Origin of the sequence: Streptomyces sp. NPDC058751 (genome assembly GCF_042746485.1) — a bacterium.
Classification (GTDB): Bacteria; Actinomycetota; Actinomycetes; order Streptomycetales; family Streptomycetaceae; genus Streptomyces.
Genome location: NZ_JBHYPZ010000022.1, coordinates 13,884 through 31,242, shown reverse-complemented (window position 1 = coordinate 31,242; position 17,359 = coordinate 13,884). Strand labels below are relative to the sequence as shown.

The following is a 17,359-nucleotide window of genomic DNA, read 5'->3' as shown; positions in this document are numbered from 1 at the left end:
GACAGTGGTCGCAGGGAGGGTTGAACGGGCCGTTGGAGAGGACCGATCCCGTGGTAAGGATTGCCGTCGATCTGAACCGCTGTCAGGGGTACGCGCAGTGCGCGTTCCTCGCCCCCGAGATCTTCGCCATGCACGGCCGGGAGGCGCTGCTGTACGACCCGGAGGCCGACGAGGCACAGCGCGAGAAGCTCGCCCAGGCCGCCGCGGCCTGCCCGGTCCAGGCCGTCATCGTCGACTCCGTGGAGCCCGACGTGGAGCCCGACGACCGGGGAGCCGGTGCCACGGACCCCGATGCCGGGGACACGCCGGAGGAGGTGTCCGGTGCCCGGTGACGGATCTCTGGAACGGCTCAAGCGCGACGGCCGCATCGTCGTGGTCGGCGCCTCGCTGGCCGGCCTGCGGGCCGCCGAAACCCTGCGGGACAAGGGCTTCACCGGATCACTGACCATGATCGGCGACGAGCCCTGCGAACCGTACGACCGCCCCCCGCTGTCCAAGCAGGTGCTGCTGGGCACGGCGAGCGCCGACCGTACCGCCCTGCCCAGGCTCCGGGCCGTCGACGCGACCTGGCGGCTCGGCACCCCGGCCGCCGGCCTGGACATGGCCGCCGGGCGGGTGCGCCTGGCCGACGGCGACGAGGTGCCGTACGACAGGCTGCTGATCGCCACCGGCACACGGGCCCGGCCGTGGCCGCACGAGGAGGAGGCGGCCCTCGACGGCGTCTTCGTGCTGCGGAGCCGGGACGACAGCGCCGCGCTCGCGCGCCGCCTCGACGCGGGTCCCGAACGGGTCCTGGTCATCGGGGGCGGATTCACCGGCTCGGAGATCGCCTCCGCCTGCCGCGAACGCGGTCTCGCCGTCACCGTCACCGAACGCGGCGCCTCGCCCCTGGTCGGCGCGCTCGGCGGGGTGGTCGGCGCGGTCGCCACCGAGATGCAGCGCGAGCACGGCGTGGACCTGCGGTGCGGGGTCATGGTGACCCGCCTGGAGGGCGACGCCTCGGGAAGGGTGCGCGCCGCCCACCTGTCCGACGGCTCCACCGTGGAGGCCGACGTGGTGATCGTCTCGCTCGGCGCCCTCCGCAACACGGAATGGCTCGCCGGGTCGGGACTCGGCGCCGGTCCCCGCGGCATCGCCTGCGACGCCGGCTGCCGCGCCTTCGACATCCGCGGGATCGTCACCGACGACATCTACGCGGCCGGGGACGTGGCCCGCAGCCCGCACGCCCTGTTCGGCTACCAGTTCCTCTCCCTGGAGCACTGGGGCAACGCCGTCTCCCAGGCCCGGATCGCGGCGCACAACATGCTCAGCGAGAGCAGCGACCGGCTGCCCCACATGGAGGTGCCGGCCTTCTGGTCCTCGCAGTTCGGCATCAACATCAAGTCCGTCGGGATCCCCTCGATGGGGACGGAGATCCTCATCTCCCAGGGCTCGCTCGCGGATCACCGGTTCCTCGGCGTCTACGGGTACCAGGGGCGCGTCATCGGCGCCGTCGCCTTCGACCACGGCCGCTGGCTGCCGTTCTACCAGGAGCTGATCGAGACCACCGCGCCGTTCCCGCCGTCGTTCGCCACGGTCGACCGGCGCCCGGAGGGACGGCGGCCGCTCGACGCCGACTTCCCCGACCCCTCGGTCCCCACCCACGGCCCCACCGTGACCCTCAGCGGATACTCGCCGGCCGACCGCCGGATGACGTTCACCCCGGCGCACTGACCGCGCGGCCACGAGGACCCTAGGACTCGCCATGACGCAATCCCTGCTGCACCAGATCCTGGACTACGCCAACCGGGCCGACCCGTACCCGATCTACAAGGAACTGCGGAAGACCCCGGTCCACCACGAGGGCGACGGGCCGTACGTGGTCAGCACGTACTACGAGATCCGGAGCCTGCTGCACGACCCCCGGATCAGCTCCGACGCCCGCAACCTGGCCTCGAACGCGGCCGATCCGCTGACCTCGGAGGCGCCCGCGGAGGAGAGCACCCTCCCGCCGGGCTTCCTGAAGCTCGACCCGCCGGAGCACGACCGGCTGCGGCGCATGACGAACCGCCCCTTCGGCCCGCCGCACTCCCCGCACCGGGTCGACGGGATGCGCGGAGAACTCCGTGACATCGTCACCGGCCTCATCGACGGCATCGGCGACACGGACCGGATCGACCTGGTGGAGCAGTTCTCGTACCCCTTCCCCGTGACGGTGATCTGCCGGCTGCTCGGGGTGCCGCGCGAGGACGAGCCCCGCTTCCACGTCTGGGCGGACACGCTCGCCGCGAGCCTGGACCCCGACCCGGACGCCGATCCCGCGAAGCGGGGCGAGGGACCCCAGGACGCCCGGATGCAGCTGGGCATGTACCTGGCCGCCCTGATCGAGGAGCGCCGCAAGAACCCCGGGGAGGACATGCTCTCCCAACTGGCCACCGCCGAGGGGGAGGACGGCCCCATGACCACGATGGAACTCCTCAGCACCGCCGCGCTGCTGCTGATCGCGGGCCACGAGACCACGGTCAACCTGATCACCAACGGCATGCTGACCCTGCTGCGCAATCCCGGCGTGCTCCAGCGGCTGCGCGCCGATCCGCGGCTGGCCGTGCCCGTCGTCGAGGAACTGCTGCGCTTCGAGCCGCCCGTACAACTGGTGCCGCAGCGCACCGCCCTCGCCGACATCGAGGTCCGCGGGGTCACCATCCCCAAGGGCGCCCCCATCTGGCTGGTCCTGGCGTCGGGCAACCGCGACCCCCGGCGTTTCGAGGACCCGGACCGCTTCGACCCGGACCGCAAGGACATCCAGCACCTCGGCCTCGGCAGCGGCATCCACAGTTGCTTCGGCGCGCCGCTGGCCCGGCTGGAGACCCAGTTCGCCCTGGCGGAACTGGCCCGGCGGCTGGAGAACCCCCGCCTGCTGGAGGACGTGCCCCCCTACCGGCAGAACGCCGTGCTGCGCGGCCCGCGCCACCTGCCCATCGCGTGCGACGGCATCCGGCCCTAGGACGTTTCCGCACCGGCCGCGCGAACGGCGGTTCAGCCCACGGCACTTGTCCCGTCGTCCGCGCCGATCCGGTGCAGCAGTTCGGGCAGGGCGGTGCCGATGGGTTCGCGGATGACTTCGTCGGCGAGTTCGTCGTACGGGGTGGGTTCGGCGTTGACGACGAGGAGGCGGGCGCCGTGGTCGGCGGCTACCCCTGCGAGGCCGGCGGCGGGCTGGACCTGGAGGGTGCTGCCGACGGCGATGAAGACCTGGCAGGCCTTGGCGATGGCGGCGGCCTGGCCGAGGACGACGGGGTCGAGGCGTTCGCCGAACATGACGGTGGCCGGTTTGAGGATGCCGTCGCACTTCAGGCAGGCGGGGTCGTCCTCACCGGCGTCGACGCGGGCGAGGGCGTCGTCCATGGGCGTCCTCGCATGGCACCGGGTGCACACCACCGCCCTTGCGGTGCCGTGGAGTTCGAGGACCTTGCGGGCGGGCATGCCGGCGAGCTGGTGGAGTCCGTCGACGTTCTGGGTGAGGACCCGCACCGGCACCCCGGACCGCTCCAGCTCGGCCACGGCCCGGTGCGCGGCGTTGGGCTCGGCCCCCAGCGCACCGGCATCCCGCCGCATCAGCCACGCCCGGCGCCTGATCTCCGGATCAGCCATGTAGTACTCGTACGTCACGAGCTTCTCGGCCTCGGGATCCGTCCGCCACAGACCGTTGGGACCGCGATAGTCGGGGATCCCGGAGTCGGTGGAGATGCCCGCTCCGCTGAGGATGGCGACGAGTGGCCTGTTCATGGGGGGAGAGTAGGACGCCTGCCTGCCCGAGGCGAACGGATATCCGGTGGTCGTCCCCGGGCGCCTCAGCGGAAGGCGGGGAGGGCGAGGGCGACGGTGCCCCAGCCGACGAGGACGGTGACGGCGGTCAGGACGACCGGTACAGGCAGCCACTTGAGGACGGCACCCAGGCCCTGGCAGGCGGCCACGCGGGAGTGGTGCCTGGGGTGGTAGGCGACGTTGTACGTCTCGCCACGTACGCCGCGTACGTGGCCGGGGACGGGGCGGAGCCTGCCGTCGGTGGCGGTGTAGCCGTGGGCGACCACGCCGTGGACGAGGACGGGCTGTGCCTCGACCGTGATGCCGTGGCGGGGCAGGTACCACTCGTTCCACAGGACGGCCACCGCGCGGACCGTCAGCCGGCCGATCGCCAGACCGGTGCCGCCGAGCAGCAGCACCGCGAGCGCGCGGCTCACGTGGTCCCCCGCGACCACGATGCCCACGGCGAGGGCGACGAGTCCGAGGCCGACCGCGGCCATCGTGCAGCGGATGACGATTTCGGCCGGCTGCAACGGCTCCGCGTCCTCCTCGTCGTCCCCCTCCCGGCCCGCGCCCGTGTCGCCCCGGGGTGTGACGGTCACGAGCGTCGAGCCGTCCACCGGGTCCTCGTCGGCGGGGCGTTCGGGCAGTGAACCGTTCACCGCCTCCGCGAAGACCGTGCCCGAGGCGCGGCTCACGCCCTCGATCCGGTACAGGACCGGCTCGGTCCCGGCCGGGGCCGTCAGCTCCGCGGTCACCACCCGCCCGTCCGCGTGCACGTGCGCGAGGGCGGCGAGGGGGATGCGGACCTCGTCGTGGGGGCGGCGCAGGAGCAGTCCGCCGTTGTCGGCGCGGAGTTCGGCGCTCCGGTTGCCCAGGAGGACGGGTATGGACGAGGTGATCGACATGCGCGTGATCGTAAGCGGCGGGGGTTCCGAAGGATATGCCGCTGACGTACGGTCCCGCTGTGGACATGGTCATCCTGGTACTCGGCACGTTCGTCCTGGCGGGCGGAGGCCTGCTCTTCTTCGGCCTGATGAGCTTCAGCGGTGAGAGGAGCGCGCTCAGGAAGGCGAGGGAACTGGAGGAGACGGGCGCCGAGGTCCCCGCGGTCCTGGTCGCCCTGGAGCCGCTGGTCCGCACCGACACCCTGCGCGCCCACTACGAATACCCGACGGCGGGCGGCTCGCAGGCCCGGCACATCACGGGTGTCGGCCCCAACCCCCTGCACGTCGTGGGCGAGACGTACCCGCTGGTGCGGCTGCCGCGCGTGTCGAGGAGCGTCCACATGGGCACGATGGCCGCGGTGCGCAAGGAGCGCCGGGACCGTGAGAGGTACGTCCGTCAGGCCGTGTGGATGATGGCCCTGGGCGCCACGGCGTGCGCGACGGCCGTGACGGGCCTCGTCCTCGTCCCCTGACCTCGCTCGTCCTACCGGGCGGGACCGGTCGCCGGGATCTTCGTGAGAGGGGAGTCCTGCCCGCCCAGGTCGAGACGGAACGGCGGGTACTGGTCGGTCATCAACGCGGCGTAGGCGGCGACCCGTGCGGCCCAGCGGGCCAGGCCGAGCAGCAGGTGGAAAAGGTGGACCGGGTACCGGGCCGTGAACGCCAGGATGATCACGGCGACCAGGGAGAGGAAGGGGATCAGGCCGACGCCACGCCAGCTGTCCTCTTCGCCCCAGCCCCAGCCACCGACGAAGATCCCGACGACGACGTACTGCGGGATCGCCAGCAGCCACCACTTCACCAGGACCAGACCGCGGGAGAGGCGCTCGGGATAGGCGACGTCGAGACGCGCCGGGTAGGCGGGCGCGTCGGCGAGGGTGAACGGCGGGTACTGGTCGGTGCCGAGCGCGGTGTGGGCGTAATAGCCGACACGCCAGTTCCAGCGCAGTACCCCGACGTTGAAGTCGAAGAGGGACCGGGGGTAGCGGCCGGTGAACAGGATGGCGAAGAACGCGACGAAGGTCACGAAGACGAACGCGATCCACAGGAAGAACAGCACGATGTAGTGCGGGATGGCGAGGAACCACTTCACCAGCCACATCCATCTGGACAGCCGGGGATCGACGAACGCCTCGATACGCACGGGTGACGCGGTGACAGGAACCATGTGGCCGAACTCCTTTCGAGCGTCCCCGCCCGACGGCCACCCGTAGCCGCCCCCGCCCGGACGGGCAGGCGGCGAGGCCATCGCCTGATCATGAATTCAGGCTCGCACGCGAGGTGGAGGGCCGCGACTCGGATGGGTCCACCGTCGTGATGCGGAGCAGGAGGCAGGACCGAGCCGCCCCGGAGCTCCTGGTACTCCGTCACGCGGTCGATCTCCGACGGGGGACCCCGAGCGCGAGCCATCGCTGCCGGAGCCCCTCCACCGACGGCACGCCGATCCTGATGCCTCGCGGGACGGCGAACCATCGCGAGGTCCTGGCGCTGCCCGCTTTGTCCAGGGTCGTCAGATGCCACCAGGCACGTTGGACACATGGTCTTCAGCGGACATGCCTCACTGATGTCCACGGGTTCTTCCGGCATGTCGGGGACGTGAGCCAGGCAGGCTGTCCGGGAGGCGACGGCGGGGTTTCGGTCGGAACCCGCCGACGCCGGTCCGGGGTCGGATCTTCGCGGCGAGCCTGCGGCTGGGGGAGCTGCGGCGTGCCGATCGCGGCTACGCGCAGATGTCGGCACGGCGGCCGGCCATGAGTCAGCACGTGATGTCCACCAGGACCTTGCCGACCGCTCCGCTTTCCACCGCCCGGTGTGCGTCGGCGGTGCGGTCGAGCGGGAGGCGCAGGAGTGGCAGGCCGTGTTCTTCGCCGACCGGCAGGGCGCCGTCGCGGACCGCGGCGGCGACGTCCTCGACGGCCGCGGTGCGCGCCTCCGGACCGGCCGTGTAGAGCACCAGGAACTGAAGGCGTGCGTTGAGCACCATGTTCTGCAGCACGTTCAGTTCGACCGGCTTGCCGCCGTCGTTGGCGTAGGTCGCGATCGTGCCGCGCGTCCGCAGCACGGCCAGGTCCAGTGCGAGGTTCGCGCCGAGCGCCACCTCGGCGATGATGTCGACGCCGTCCGGGGCGATCTTGCGGATCTCGGCGGCCGGGTCGCCTTCGCGGTAGTTGATCACGTGATGGGCGCCGGCGGCTGTGGCCAGCCGGGCCTTCTCCGGGCCGCTGACCGTGCTGATCACGGTGGCGCCGGCCCAGCGGGCGAGCTGGATCACGGCGTGCCCGACCGCCCCGGCCCCGCCCGCGGCGAGCACGACCTGGTCGTCGAGCGCCCCGGGACGGAGACGGCCGGGTCCGTCCTCGGCGACGGTGAGCGCGCGATGAGCGGTCAGCGCGGGGACGCCGAGTGAGGCACCGAGGTCGAAGCCGGCATCGTCGGGCAGCGGCACGGCCCGCTCGGCGGGTACGACGGTGTACTCGGCGGCGGTGCCGGTGGGCCGCCCGGCGGCGGCCATGTACAGCCAGACCCGCTGACCGGCCCGGCTCTGCTCGACCCCCTCGCCCACGGCGTCGATCACGCCGGCACCGTCCAGGTGCGGGGTGAACTCGGCGAACGGCTTGGCATGGGCGACGCCTGAGCGTGCTTGCCAGTCGGTCGGGTTGACTCCGGACACGGCGACCCGGACACGGACCTCGCCGGGGCCGGGCACGGGCAGGTCACGGTCGACCAACTGGAGAACCTCGGGGCCGCCGTTGTCGCGGTAGATGATGGCTTTCATGATCTGTCCTTGGGTCCTTGGGTCCTTGGCGGATATGGGCTGTGCGCCGTGGCCGGGCGCCCGGGCCGTGGCCGCGAGCCGGGCCCGGTCGGTTCCGGTCAGCCGATGGGGACTTCGTTGGAGCGGGACTCGATGGCGTCGAGGGCGGCGAGGGTCGCGGCGTCGAGGGCGATCTCGCCGGCCGCGATGTTGGCCTCCAGATGGGAGGCGTCGGCGGTGCCGGGGATGAGCAGCACGTTCGGGGCGTGGTGCAGCAGCCAGGCGAGGCCGACCTGGGAGGGTGTGACGCCCAGGGACTCGGCCACGGTGTGCACCGCCGGTTCGTCGGTTGCTTTGGGCAGGCCTGGGAAGGCCCCGCCCAGCGGGAAGAACGGCACCCAGGCGATGCCCTCGGCCACGCACAGCCGCAGCATGTCCTCGTCGTCGCGGGAGACGACGCTGTAGGCGTTCTGGACGCAGACGACGCCGGCGGGCAGGGCGCGGCGCAGGCCGTCGAGGGTGACGCTGCTCAGGCCGATCGCGCCGATCTTCCCCTCGTCGCGCAGGGCGGTCATCACCGCGAGCTGGTCGTCGAGGTCGACGACTTGATCACCGTCAGGGCGCAGGCCGGGGCCGGAGTCGAGACGACGCAGGTTGACCACCGGGAGCTGGTCGGTGCCGAGGCTGCGCAGGTTGTCCTCGACGCTGGCGCGCAACTGTTCGGGACGCTGCGCCAGACGCAGCGGCAGCGGCCCGCCCGGGTCGGGATCGGCACCGACCTTCGTGACGACCAGGACGCCGTCCTCGGGGCGCAGCGCCTCGCGGATCACGTCGTTGGCGAAACCGAAGCCGTAGAACTCGGCGGTGTCCACGTGGTCGACGCCCAGCTCGACCGCGCGGCGCAGCAGCGCGACGGCGTCGCCGCGGCGGTCGTGCAGGCGCTCGAGCTGCAAGGTGCCGTAGCCGATCCGGAAAACGGCGCGGGCGGCTAACGAAGCGGTCGAGGTGGTCATGACGCTGTCTCCTCGGTCGGTGATCGCAAGGCGGTGCGCAGCAGTTCGGCCAGGTAGAGCGCCATCACCCGGTCGGTGATCGGGGTGACCTGCTCCTGAACCTCGGCCGGGTCGAGGTGCTCGACCTTGACCAGGTGGGCCGTGACGCAGTCGTGCACCATGGCGCGCATCCGGTCGATCGTGCCGACGACGATGCCGCGGATGGCCGGGTTGGTGGTCGCCTCGGCCCAGGTCTGCACGCCGACGCGGGCCTCGGCGGGGTCGATCGCGGCGATCAGGTGGGCGAGCAGTTCGTCGGGGCCGGGCGGGGTGTCGCTCGCGGCGTAGTCGCCGAGGGCTTCGGCGCGCTTGGCGAGCACCGCGTGGGCGGAGGCCTGGACCAGGTCGGCCTTGCTGCGGTAGTGGGCGTAGATCGAGCCGTTCGAGAGGCCGGACTCGGCCGTGATGTCGGCGATCGAGGTCCGCTCCAGGCCGTTGCGGCTGAAGCAGCGTACGGCGGCCTCGGTGATCTGGGCGCGTCGAAGTTCCTTGCGCGCGTCGGTGAGTCGCGGCATTGCACCCTCCGGCAAAAGGAATCACTGCTCTGTTTGTAGATCCCACCATACAGAGTCGCTGCTCTGTTTGGCTTGGAGTGGGGCACGGGTGGACAAGCCCGGCCGTGGACTACGCCCAGCGCCGGGACCTCTCCGAAGTCCTGCGGCTGCTTCGCCCGGGAGGTCACCGGCCACGACGCGGCAACCAAGGGCTGTCCCGCCGTTCGCTCATCCACACCCCTCGTCCGCCACAGCGACTGACCGGCGGCTGACCGGCCGGATCGGGTATCAGGAATCCGCTTGGGCCCGCCCGCGGACGATGCGTACCCTGCCGGATCATGTGCTACCACGCGTTCAACGGCGCCTTTCGGCACTACGTGTGCGTCGCGTGCCGGCTCGCCTTCAAGGGCGGCGCGTGGCCGATCCGGAAGCGCATCTGTCCTGGCTGCCGTGAACAACTCGTCTTCGCCGGCTACGACTTCGCCGCGCCCCGGCGACGCGACACCAAGGCATGGTCCGTCGTCGCGACCGTGCTCGCGGAGGGGCTGACCTACGATCACCGCCCTGGCTGCGGCTGCTCGCGGCTCCCCTCCTTCCGGCCCCGGACCCGAGCACAGGTGCGTGTCCGGCGACGCGCGGCCGGGCGGCTGGGTCTGCCCCTGTCGGTGACCCTCGCTCGCCGCGACGCCTTCACCTCGGAGAGCCGCGACGAGCGACCACCCTCTCCGTCGGCCGCGAAGCGCGACACGCCCTGAGCGTCGACGCGGCATGACGGCCCGCATGACCAACGACGTGGATCTGCGTCCAGCACGGTCTGCTCTCCCGCGGTCGGCGACAGCGAAGAGGCGTCATGACAACCGCTGACACCGACGCCCCGGTCGTGGTCGAGGGACCGGGGTCGGCACATGCGGTCCTGGAGGCTTTCCCCGTCTGTGAACGCGGCTTGACTCGGATCGTCATGCCGCGTTCACAGCCTCTTCCGTGCTGAGGGCAGTCACCGCCCGAGGCTGCTCCACTCCACGTCGATGCCGTCTCGTGGCAGACGCGCGCAGGGCCGTGGGTCCGGGCCGGCGGCCGCCGTTCGGATCACCCGAGGCAGCTCTTCAGGTGACTGCCGGACGCCTCATGAGGCAGGCAGGCGTCGCAGGGGTACGACGTCTCAGCAGAGAACGAACCAGAACGCCGTGAGGAGCTTGGCGATGTACGCAGCAGTCCGGCGGTACGAAGGGGTGACCGATTCGGCCGAGGCGGCACGTCTCGTGAACGAGGGGTTCGTGGCGCTCATGCGCCAGGTCCCCGGCTTCGTGGCCTACTACTGGATCGATGCCGGGGACGGAGTGATGGTCTCGACCAGCGTCTTCCAGGACCAGGCCGGTGCCGAGGAATCGATCTCGAGGGCTGCGGACTTCGTGCGGGACAACCTTGCGTCACTGCTCCCCAACCCTCCCCAGGTCATGGCCGGCGAGGTGGTGGCTTCCGCATGACAGCGTTCGGACCGGCCACATGAAGCCTCCAGGCCGTACCGGCCTGCGGTGCCCACGTGGTCGCCCTTCACGGCGTTGACCCCGCGAGGCGTGTCGGCCGCAAAGGTCTGTGAACGCGGCTTGACTCGGATCGTCATGCCGCGCTCACGGACCCCTCCCGTCCTGCGGCTGCGGTTGCGACATGATCAAGGTCGGCCGATTCCCTGGAGGGCGACGTGGCATGGTCTGAACGCGTGGTGGTGCGAGACGGCGTCCGGCTTGCCTGCCGGGACTGGGGCGGTCCTGGACAGCCCATCGTGCTGCTGCACGGCCTGGCCGGTCATTCGGGTGAATGGGACGTGCTGGCACGGAGGTTGAGCTCCAGATATCGAATCGTCGCGGTCGACCAACGCGGGCACGGCGCCAGCGAGCGCCACCCTCGGGATGTCTCCCGCGCCGCCTACGTCGCGGATGTCATCGCCGTTGCCGATCATCTGGCGCTGCAGCGGCCCGTCCTGGTCGGCCAGTCGCTGGGCGGGCACACGGCCATGCTCACCGCCGCCGCGCATCCCGGACTCGTCCGCGCGCTCGTACTCATCGAGGCCGGCTCCGGTGGTCCGAACCCGAACGGCCCCGGGGACCTCGGCGAATGGCTCGGCTCGTGGCCGACACCGTTTCCCTCACGCGAAGCGGCAGCCGCGTTCCTCGGCGGCGGACCGGTCGGTGCGGGCTGGGCGGCCGGACTGGAAGAACGCGACGGTGGATGGTGGCCCCGCTTCGACCGGGACGTGATGGTCCGCTCGCTGGCGGAGAACGCCCGGCGTTCCTTCTGGCACGAGTGGAGGCAGGTCGCGTGCCCCACCCTGGTAGTCCTGGCCCAATCCACCTTCATCCCCGCCCAGGAAGCCGACGAAATGCTCCGGCAGCGACCCGCCACCGTAGCCATGAGCATCCCCGGCACCGGCCACGACCTGCATCTGGAACAACCTGGGATTCTGCACACCGCGCTCTCGGGATTCCTCGACGGCTTCGCCTGAAACTCCTACGCGGTCACGACGACGCCGAAGTCGGACCCTCCGGCGTCGACGACGCAAAGGTCCGTGAACACGGCTCGACATGAGTCACCGTGCCGCGTCGACAGACCTGGATCCGCTGATCCCGGCGCGGCGGTGGGCGGGCAGGCGGTCGCGTCGCCCTGGTGTTCCAGCCGCAGGTCGTGATCCTGGTGGCAGGGGCTGCCGCGCCCGTGAGTTCCTGTCAGTACCAAAGGGTGAGCCCGACCGCGCCAGCTCCCGCGTGCGCCGCGTGGCGCAACACCCGAAGCGGGCCGTCGATCAGCTCGTCGACGTCGCGGTTCGGGTCGTCCGCCATCTCGTCCAGCCACAGCCGTATCCGGGCGGCCACATGTGCCCGACGGGGCGGGGAGAGGACGAGTGCCTGCTCGGCCGCGGGGAGCACGGCCCGTACCTGGGCGGTATCGAGCAAGAACTGCCCACAGCAGCCCGGGAGCCGGAGCGCCGTGTCGAGGCCGAGCCCCCACATGAGTGCCGCCGCGCCGTCGCCCCTGGGCACGCCGGCGCAGAACAAGCCTTCGCCCTCTTGCTGCGGGACTGTGTGAAGCAGGTAGTCCTGGAACTCGTCCACCTCGGCCTTGTCGTTCCGGGCCCTGTCCACCGCGTCGGCGAAGCGGACGATTTCGTCGGTGCGCGACGGCCGTTCGAGCGCCCCGTCGAAGAACCCCGCGGGCTCGAAGCCCAAGCCGGCGGATGACTCCGGCCACGTACCGTGAGCGTCCGCGGCCTCGGGGAATCGGCGACGCGCTTCCCCGACGACATCACCTGCCACGACGCCGACCACCCAGACCCCCATCACGCCCATCCGCACTCCTTCACGTCCATGTCGCTCACGACCGACGACGGGGACACCTGGTGCCGTGACCGGGAAGGTCGCTTTCGGAGGGCCTGGCGCTGGTGCCGGCTTCGGCGGCCACGGGCCTGGTGTCGCCGTCTGGGCCAGTGATCCGAGCCAGTCCCGGGGACACCCGCACGAGGCGGTCCCCTTCCGGACCGATCCGTCGGCGGGTTCAGGCTACGGCGCTCACGGACCTTTGCCGCCATGTGGCCCGTGGGTGGTGCCGGCGGTTGTGCTCCTGTTGCCGGTCAGGAACTCAGGTGGGCCAAGAGCTCGTCGCCGGCGGGGTATGCCTGTTCCTGGGGGAGCAGTCGGGTGGCCGCGTCCAGTTCGCCGTCCCTGACGAGTGCGTGGATCTCGTGGGCGAGCGGGGTCACGTCGCGGATGGACACGATCCACTCGTTCGCGTAACGCGCCGACGCCTCGCCCGCGAGCCCCAGTTGCAGCGAGCGGTGCGGCAGGGGGCGCAGGTGCAGATCCCGTTCGGGGTCCCACTGGACGCGGGCCGGTGCGCGCTTGAGGTCACGCTGCCAGGTGTCGCGGTCGGGGTGCAGTCCGCGGACGTAGTGCGACAGACAGGAGTGGCGCAGTGCCCAGTCGAAGCCGTCCCGGGTGATCTCGACGGCCAGGACGGTCTCCTGCCCCTCCTTCGCGCCCCAGCCGCAGCGGTACATCATCCACAGGAAACTGGGCTTGATCCACGTCATGCGGTCGGGCTTCCACGCGGCGGGGAAACGGCCCTTGCGGGCGGCGGGGCCGCCGATCTCCGGGCGGTACGCCTGGTAGACGGTAATGGTGGAGTCCGTGTGGAGTGCGCGGATCCTGCGGTGCGGTTCTTCCATGGCGTACAGCGTGGTCTCGGCCAGGTCCTGTGGCCACCGATTTTCGACCGTCGCCCCGCACGACGGAGCACGCAGGCGGCAGGCAGTCGCCCGTGCGGGCCGAGTGGCGTCCGGCACGTGGAGCGACGTCTCGGCGATGCCGTACCTGATGGACCGACGCGTCGGGCGCGGTCGTTCGTCACCGCGCACGGCACCAGGACCGACGTGCCGCCGGCCGGCTTGCGGGGCGGCGGCTCGTAGGGGAGACGGCGGGCACCCTCAGCCCGTTTCCCACAGCAGCACCGTTTTGTCGGCGCCGCAGCCGGCGAGCAGCCGTCCGTCCGGGCTGAACGCCAGACCCTGTACGGCCTTGCGATGACCGGTGAGATGAGTGGCCGGGGTCAGATGCGCGGGGTCGGTGACGTCCCACAGGGTCACGGCCGCGTTCTCGCACCCGGAGGCCAGCAGCCGTCCGTCCGGACTGAACGCCACCGCGTACATCTGCCCCGTGTCCCCGAGACCGGCCAGAGGGAGGGTGCCTGTGCCCCTCTTCACGGGATGCGCCGGGTCGATGATGTCCCACACCGTGACGGCTCCTTGCCGCCACGACCCGTAGGTGCCGGAGACGACGCCCAGATCCCCGCTGCCGGTTGCCAGCAGCCGTCCGCCATGACCGAATCCCACCGAATGGACGGCCGGCGCCCCGCCCGAGGACAACGACTGGGACCAATCGCGGACCTGTGGACGGACGACAGCGGTCAGGACCGGACGCGTCGGATCGCTGACGTCCCACAGGACCCCGATGTTCTTGTCGCCGTCGGAACCCGAGGCCAGTAACCGCCCGTCAGGACTGAACATCACCGATATGACGGGACCTGACCGCCAGACATACCGATGGTGGGTGACACGGGCGCACCGGTTCGGCCGTGCCGGGTCGGAGATGTCCCAGACGATCACGGCGCGGTCGGCGGCGCAGGCGATGAACCGTCCGTCCGGGCCGAACGCCACCGCGTGGACACCGCCTTGCCGCCAGCCGTCGCGAAACAGCCAGCCGGGGCGCTCATGGACGAGGACCGCCGCCCTGGTCGGGTTCGCCAGGTCCGTGACGTCCCAGAGGACCACGCTCCAGTCGGTGCTCCCGGACGCCAGCAGCCGTCCGTCCGGGCTGAAGGCCACCGCGTTCACCGCTCTGCGATGGCCGTTGAGAGCGGCGGCCCGGGTCGGGTTCGCCAGGTCCGTGACGTTCCAGAGGACCACGGTCCTGTCGGTGCTTCCGGAGGCCAGCAGCCGTCCGTCCGAGCTGAAGGCCACCGAGTTCACCGCTCTGCCGTGCCCGCTGAGGGTAGCGGCCGGTCCCCGTGACAATGACGGCGACGGCTGTCCCGAGAATGCCATGGTGCAGTCTCGCGCGATCCGGCATTCCACGGAAGGCGTAGTGCCACCCGCTCCTGTGGTCCGCTTGTGTGTGCCGAACGGGCGGGGCCGTTCCCGCGGCGGGGACGGTGTTCCTCTTCGGCTGGGGCCGGCGCGGTCAGTGGCTGCGCGGGGCGTACATGATCACAGCCATTCCGGCGAGGCAGATCAGCGCGCCGATGACGTCGTAGCGGTCGGGGCGGTATCCGTCGGCGACCATGCCCCAGGCGATCGACCCGGCGACGAAGATTCCGCCGTACGCGGCGAGGATGCGGCCGAAGTTGTCGTCGGACTGCAAGGTCGCCACCACCCCGTAGAGACCGAGGGCGATGACGCCGGCGCCGATCCAGGCCCAGCCCTTGTGCTCGCGGATGCCCTGCCACACCAGCCAGGCACCGCCGATCTCGAAGAGGGCGGCGACGGCGAACAGGGCGATGGAACGAGCGACGGTCATACCGGCGGACCCTACCGGCGGCCCGCTCCTGTGATCTTCAGCGGGTCGTCGGAGCCCTTGCAGCCGCATGCGCCCTCACCTGAACTCTTCGCCGAGCAGGAGCAGGAGCGGCGGCGCTGTCCGAGCCACCACGTTCCGGCGGCGAGGACGGCCAGGACGACGGCGATGGCGGGCAGCCGGCCCACGATTGCTCCGGCACCCGCACCGACGACCCCGGCCGTGATCAGGACGGGCAGCGCACAGCAGGCCACACAGGCCAGAGCGGCCAGGCCCCCGAGCGCCGTGGATGCCTTGTGAGGGCGGGAGTCAGCAGCAGGGTCCGGCATGGCGGTTCTCCTCGGCGAGGTCGGTGAAGGGAATGGGGCAGCATGAGCTGGAGGCGCAGAGGGTCAGGTCGTCGCAGCCCGCCTCGACCGCGGCGACCAGGGCGGTGCGGATGGTGGTCAGGTCGGCGATCTTCGCGTCGACCTCGGCGAGTTTGGCCGCGGCGCGCTCCTGCAGTCCCGCCACCGGGCGACCGTGGCGGTGGCGGCCGGCCTCCAGCAGCTCGGCGACCTCATCCAGGGTGAACCCGAGCCGTTGGGCCGCCTTGATCACCCGCAGCGCGGTGACCGCGTCCTCGCCGTAGAGGCGGTGACCGCCGTTGCTGCGTTGCGGCTCGGCGAGCAGGCCCCGCCGCTCGTAGTAGCGCAGGGTCTGGACGTTCACACCTGCCGCCTGGGCGACCTGACCGCTGCGCAGTCCCGTGCTCATCCCTGCTCCCCAGCGGCAGCGGTACGGGCGGCGATGGCGTCCAGCATCCCAGCGTGCGGCTGGTCGACTGCGATCACCAGTTGGACCAGGTCCTCGCCGGGGGTGATCGTGAAAGCGAAGAACGAGCAGCAGCCGCTCTCGCGTTCCACCAGGTCCCGGACCCGCTCCTCGACGCCGGGCCCGCCCGCCAGATCGAGACGCAGACGAAGAGGCTCGGGGCGGGACAGGGACCTCAGGCGCTCGGAGAACAGCGCATCCCACTCCGCGACCCGCAAGGGCCGCTCCTCGGTGGGCAGCGTGCAGGACTGCGGAACCCATGCCAGATCGTTCATCGCGTCACTCCCGTCTTCCACACCCCGCAGGTGGGGACACCTCCGACGGTAAACCTGTACCTGGGTACCGGTTGCAACCTCACGAAGACGTGAGACCGGACGACGTTCGCCTGCGGCGGGTGCGGGACCTGAACCCACGGTGACTCGCGCCACGACGGTTCTCGGGACCGTGGACCGCCCCTGCGCCGGAGTCCGACGCTCGTACCCGGCAGGGAGCCAAGAGGCCAACCCACTCAAGCGACCAGCCGCCCTTGAACGCGCAGGTGAACGCCCCTTCACGAGAGCCGTGACCCCACCACCACAGTTACTGACCTTCAAAGCGTGGTGTCGTGAGGGGTCTGCGGGGCGTGATCTCGGCGGTCTGTTCCAACCCAGGCAGTAGGAACTCGATCGCTCTGGCTGTGGTCGGTGCGCTAGAAAGGGCCGATGACCTTGACTGTTGAGCGAACAGACGCACGCACATGGCCTGATGAGCAGATGCAGGAGCTCTTCAGTGAGGGCTTCCCGGCGTTCATCTCAGCCGATCGGCTGGCCAAGCAGTACATCGGCAGGATCAGGGAGTGGTTCGCCGACCTTGATCTCATGTTGGTGGACGACCACGGTGTGCCTGTCGCGGCCGGCTGGGGTATCCCGATCCGATGGGACGGGCGAACGGAGACACTCCCCACTGGCTACACCCAGGCCACGATTCGCGCCGTGGAGGGCCGAGAACAAGGCATCGAACCCGACACCCTGGTGATCTGCGGGGCAATCGTCACCCCGTCGCGCAAGGGACGTGGCCTGGCCGGGGAGACACTCAAGGCGCTGCGCCAGCTCGCCGAGGATGCAGGATGGCCGCGCGTTATAGCGCCGGTGCGCCCGACGTTGAAAGCCCGCTATCCGCTGACGTCCATCGATGCCTTCATGAGGTGGACCCGTGAGGACGGTATGGCCCTGGATCCATGGATTCGGACGCATCAGCGTCTGGGCGCCCACATTCTCGCAGCGGCTCCCGAGTCGCAGACCATGACCGGCACGATTGCTGAGTGGGAGCGTTGGACCGGCATGGTGTTTCCCGAAACGGGTGGCTACGTCATCCCTGAAGGGCTGAGCTTGCTACAGCTCGACCGTTCCGCTGACCTAGGCACCTACGTAGAGCCCAACATCTGGATGCAACACGTCTGAGTCCCAAAAGCGCTCGC

Annotated in this window: 21 protein-coding genes; 8 read left to right on the top strand and 13 right to left on the bottom strand. The window is 70.8% G+C overall.

The features are described from left to right. The first annotated feature begins 50 nt into the window (after positions 1 to 50). Genes ACFW6B_RS21040 through ACFW6B_RS21030 form a run of 3 tightly spaced genes read left to right on the top strand, consistent with a single transcriptional unit; the run spans position 51 to position 2,983 of the window. Complete coding sequence (locus ACFW6B_RS21040; RefSeq protein ID WP_386597986.1) at positions 51 to 332, top strand: ferredoxin; 282 nt, start codon at positions 51 to 53, stop codon at positions 330 to 332. Further along, positions 292 to 1,713 carry an NAD(P)/FAD-dependent oxidoreductase gene (locus tag ACFW6B_RS21035; RefSeq protein ID WP_386597985.1) on the top strand — a complete coding sequence of 474 codons (1,422 nt, stop codon included), beginning with the start codon at positions 292 to 294 and terminating at the stop codon, positions 1,711 to 1,713. The genes ACFW6B_RS21040 and ACFW6B_RS21035 overlap by 41 nt, the downstream gene beginning before the upstream one ends. 31 nt (positions 1,714 to 1,744) lie before the next feature. After that, a complete protein-coding gene (locus ACFW6B_RS21030) occupies positions 1,745 to 2,983 on the top strand; it encodes a cytochrome P450 (protein ID WP_386597984.1) in 1,239 nt (412 codons plus the stop codon). 32 nt (positions 2,984 to 3,015) lie between these two features. On the opposite strand, the gene ACFW6B_RS21025 is transcribed toward ACFW6B_RS21030, so the two are convergent. Both ACFW6B_RS21025 and ACFW6B_RS21020 read right to left on the bottom strand, forming a co-directional pair. Further along, the gene (locus ACFW6B_RS21025; RefSeq protein WP_386597983.1) at positions 3,016 to 3,765 is read right to left on the bottom strand and encodes an NAD-dependent deacetylase; all 750 of its coding nucleotides are present in this window, start codon (positions 3,763 to 3,765) and stop codon (positions 3,016 to 3,018) included. Between the two features lie 65 nt (positions 3,766 to 3,830). Continuing rightward, positions 3,831 to 4,691: a hypothetical protein gene (locus ACFW6B_RS21020; RefSeq protein WP_386597982.1), complete on the bottom strand. Its 861-nt coding sequence runs from the start codon at positions 4,689 to 4,691 to the stop codon at positions 3,831 to 3,833. A gap of 59 nt (positions 4,692 to 4,750) precedes the next feature. Here ACFW6B_RS21020 and ACFW6B_RS21015 point away from each other — a divergent pair, with 59 nt between their 5' ends. Further along, a complete protein-coding gene (locus ACFW6B_RS21015) occupies positions 4,751 to 5,203 on the top strand; it encodes a hypothetical protein (RefSeq protein ID WP_386597981.1) in 453 nt (150 codons plus the stop codon). 11 nt (positions 5,204 to 5,214) lie between these two features. Here the strand turns inward: ACFW6B_RS21015 and ACFW6B_RS21010 are convergent, their stop codons facing one another. The 4 genes from ACFW6B_RS21010 to ACFW6B_RS20995 form a co-directional block, all read right to left on the bottom strand. Continuing rightward, positions 5,215 to 5,898, bottom strand: coding sequence for a DUF4389 domain-containing protein (locus ACFW6B_RS21010; RefSeq protein ID WP_386597980.1), 684 nt, complete (start codon positions 5,896 to 5,898; stop codon positions 5,215 to 5,217). A gap of 588 nt (positions 5,899 to 6,486) precedes the next feature. Beyond that, positions 6,487 to 7,506: an NADPH:quinone reductase gene (locus ACFW6B_RS21005; protein WP_386597978.1), complete on the bottom strand. Its 1,020-nt coding sequence runs from the start codon at positions 7,504 to 7,506 to the stop codon at positions 6,487 to 6,489. 98 nt (positions 7,507 to 7,604) lie between these two features. Continuing rightward, positions 7,605 to 8,498, bottom strand: coding sequence for an aldo/keto reductase (locus ACFW6B_RS21000; protein ID WP_386597977.1), 894 nt, complete (start codon positions 8,496 to 8,498; stop codon positions 7,605 to 7,607). Then, a complete protein-coding gene (locus ACFW6B_RS20995; RefSeq protein ID WP_386597976.1) occupies positions 8,495 to 9,052 on the bottom strand; it encodes a TetR/AcrR family transcriptional regulator in 558 nt (185 codons plus the stop codon). Before ACFW6B_RS20995 ends, ACFW6B_RS21000 begins: the two co-directional genes overlap by 4 nt. Positions 9,053 to 9,369: 317 nt before the next feature. Here ACFW6B_RS20995 and ACFW6B_RS20990 point away from each other — a divergent pair, with 317 nt between their 5' ends. The 3 genes from ACFW6B_RS20990 (at position 9,370) to ACFW6B_RS20980 (ending at position 11,531) form a co-directional block, all read left to right on the top strand. Then, positions 9,370 to 9,786, top strand: coding sequence for a hypothetical protein (locus ACFW6B_RS20990; protein ID WP_386597975.1), 417 nt, complete (start codon positions 9,370 to 9,372; stop codon positions 9,784 to 9,786). Between the two features lie 444 nt (positions 9,787 to 10,230). Next, positions 10,231 to 10,515, top strand: a complete 285-nt coding sequence (locus tag ACFW6B_RS20985; RefSeq protein ID WP_386597974.1) for a hypothetical protein — start codon at positions 10,231 to 10,233, stop codon at positions 10,513 to 10,515. Positions 10,516 to 10,730: 215 nt separating this feature from the next. Next, positions 10,731 to 11,531, top strand: a complete 801-nt coding sequence (locus ACFW6B_RS20980) for an alpha/beta fold hydrolase (RefSeq protein WP_386597973.1) — start codon at positions 10,731 to 10,733, stop codon at positions 11,529 to 11,531. A gap of 220 nt (positions 11,532 to 11,751) precedes the next feature. Here ACFW6B_RS20980 and ACFW6B_RS20975 read toward each other — a convergent pair whose 3' ends face one another. The 7 genes from ACFW6B_RS20975 to ACFW6B_RS20945 form a co-directional block, all read right to left on the bottom strand. After that, positions 11,752 to 12,372 carry a hypothetical protein gene (locus tag ACFW6B_RS20975; RefSeq protein WP_386597972.1) on the bottom strand — a complete coding sequence of 207 codons (621 nt, stop codon included), beginning with the start codon at positions 12,370 to 12,372 and terminating at the stop codon, positions 11,752 to 11,754. 281 nt (positions 12,373 to 12,653) lie between these two features. Then, complete coding sequence (locus tag ACFW6B_RS20970) at positions 12,654 to 13,247, bottom strand: DUF4291 domain-containing protein (protein ID WP_386597971.1); 594 nt, start codon at positions 13,245 to 13,247, stop codon at positions 12,654 to 12,656. Between the two features lie 258 nt (positions 13,248 to 13,505). Next, entirely contained in the window at positions 13,506 to 14,621 is a 1,116-nt protein-coding gene (locus ACFW6B_RS20965) for a WD40 repeat domain-containing protein (protein ID WP_386597970.1), read from the bottom strand. Positions 14,622 to 14,757: 136 nt separating this feature from the next. Next, positions 14,758 to 15,093, bottom strand: coding sequence for a YnfA family protein (locus ACFW6B_RS20960; RefSeq protein WP_386597969.1), 336 nt, complete (start codon positions 15,091 to 15,093; stop codon positions 14,758 to 14,760). A gap of 11 nt (positions 15,094 to 15,104) precedes the next feature. Continuing rightward, on the bottom strand, positions 15,105 to 15,419 hold the full coding sequence (locus ACFW6B_RS20955) for a hypothetical protein (RefSeq protein WP_386597967.1): 315 nt from the start codon (positions 15,417 to 15,419) through the stop codon (positions 15,105 to 15,107). Further along, positions 15,400 to 15,846 carry a MerR family transcriptional regulator gene (locus tag ACFW6B_RS20950; protein WP_386597966.1) on the bottom strand — a complete coding sequence of 149 codons (447 nt, stop codon included), beginning with the start codon at positions 15,844 to 15,846 and terminating at the stop codon, positions 15,400 to 15,402. The genes ACFW6B_RS20955 and ACFW6B_RS20950 overlap by 20 nt, the downstream gene beginning before the upstream one ends. Continuing rightward, complete coding sequence (locus tag ACFW6B_RS20945; RefSeq protein ID WP_386597965.1) at positions 15,843 to 16,178, bottom strand: hypothetical protein; 336 nt, start codon at positions 16,176 to 16,178, stop codon at positions 15,843 to 15,845. Before ACFW6B_RS20945 ends, ACFW6B_RS20950 begins: the two co-directional genes overlap by 4 nt. 426 nt (positions 16,179 to 16,604) lie before the next feature. On the opposite strand from ACFW6B_RS20945, the gene ACFW6B_RS20940 reads away from it, so the two are divergent. Next, a complete protein-coding gene (locus ACFW6B_RS20940) occupies positions 16,605 to 17,342 on the top strand; it encodes a hypothetical protein (RefSeq protein ID WP_386597964.1) in 738 nt (245 codons plus the stop codon). The last annotated feature ends 17 nt before the right edge of the window (positions 17,343 to 17,359 follow it).

What these genes read in the sequence shown, in the direction of transcription:
- ACFW6B_RS20995 (WP_386597976.1), bottom strand. Translation starts at nt 9,052, where the DNA reads ATGCCGCGACTCACCGACGCGCGCAAGGAACTTCGACGCGCCCAGATC.
- ACFW6B_RS21005 (WP_386597978.1), bottom strand. Translation starts at nt 7,506, where the DNA reads ATGAAAGCCATCATCTACCGCGACAACGGCGGCCCCGAGGTTCTCCAG.
- ACFW6B_RS20940 (WP_386597964.1), top strand. Translation starts at nt 16,605, where the DNA reads ATGACCTTGACTGTTGAGCGAACAGACGCACGCACATGGCCTGATGAG.
- ACFW6B_RS20975 (WP_386597972.1), bottom strand. Translation starts at nt 12,372, where the DNA reads ATGGGCGTGATGGGGGTCTGGGTGGTCGGCGTCGTGGCAGGTGATGTC.
- ACFW6B_RS21010 (WP_386597980.1), bottom strand. Translation starts at nt 5,898, where the DNA reads ATGGTTCCTGTCACCGCGTCACCCGTGCGTATCGAGGCGTTCGTCGAT.
- ACFW6B_RS21035 (WP_386597985.1), top strand. Translation starts at nt 292, where the DNA reads ATGCCGGGGACACGCCGGAGGAGGTGTCCGGTGCCCGGTGACGGATCT.
- ACFW6B_RS21025 (WP_386597983.1), bottom strand. Translation starts at nt 3,765, where the DNA reads ATGAACAGGCCACTCGTCGCCATCCTCAGCGGAGCGGGCATCTCCACC.
- ACFW6B_RS21030 (WP_386597984.1), top strand. Translation starts at nt 1,745, where the DNA reads ATGACGCAATCCCTGCTGCACCAGATCCTGGACTACGCCAACCGGGCC.
- ACFW6B_RS20990 (WP_386597975.1), top strand. Translation starts at nt 9,370, where the DNA reads ATGTGCTACCACGCGTTCAACGGCGCCTTTCGGCACTACGTGTGCGTC.
- ACFW6B_RS20955 (WP_386597967.1), bottom strand. Translation starts at nt 15,419, where the DNA reads ATGCCGGACCCTGCTGCTGACTCCCGCCCTCACAAGGCATCCACGGCG.
- ACFW6B_RS20985 (WP_386597974.1), top strand. Translation starts at nt 10,231, where the DNA reads ATGTACGCAGCAGTCCGGCGGTACGAAGGGGTGACCGATTCGGCCGAG.
- ACFW6B_RS21000 (WP_386597977.1), bottom strand. Translation starts at nt 8,498, where the DNA reads ATGACCACCTCGACCGCTTCGTTAGCCGCCCGCGCCGTTTTCCGGATC.
- ACFW6B_RS20950 (WP_386597966.1), bottom strand. Translation starts at nt 15,846, where the DNA reads ATGAGCACGGGACTGCGCAGCGGTCAGGTCGCCCAGGCGGCAGGTGTG.
- ACFW6B_RS20965 (WP_386597970.1), bottom strand. Translation starts at nt 14,621, where the DNA reads ATGGCATTCTCGGGACAGCCGTCGCCGTCATTGTCACGGGGACCGGCC.
- ACFW6B_RS20945 (WP_386597965.1), bottom strand. Translation starts at nt 16,178, where the DNA reads ATGAACGATCTGGCATGGGTTCCGCAGTCCTGCACGCTGCCCACCGAG.
- ACFW6B_RS20970 (WP_386597971.1), bottom strand. Translation starts at nt 13,247, where the DNA reads ATGGAAGAACCGCACCGCAGGATCCGCGCACTCCACACGGACTCCACC.
- ACFW6B_RS20960 (WP_386597969.1), bottom strand. Translation starts at nt 15,093, where the DNA reads ATGACCGTCGCTCGTTCCATCGCCCTGTTCGCCGTCGCCGCCCTCTTC.
- ACFW6B_RS21020 (WP_386597982.1), bottom strand. Translation starts at nt 4,691, where the DNA reads ATGTCGATCACCTCGTCCATACCCGTCCTCCTGGGCAACCGGAGCGCC.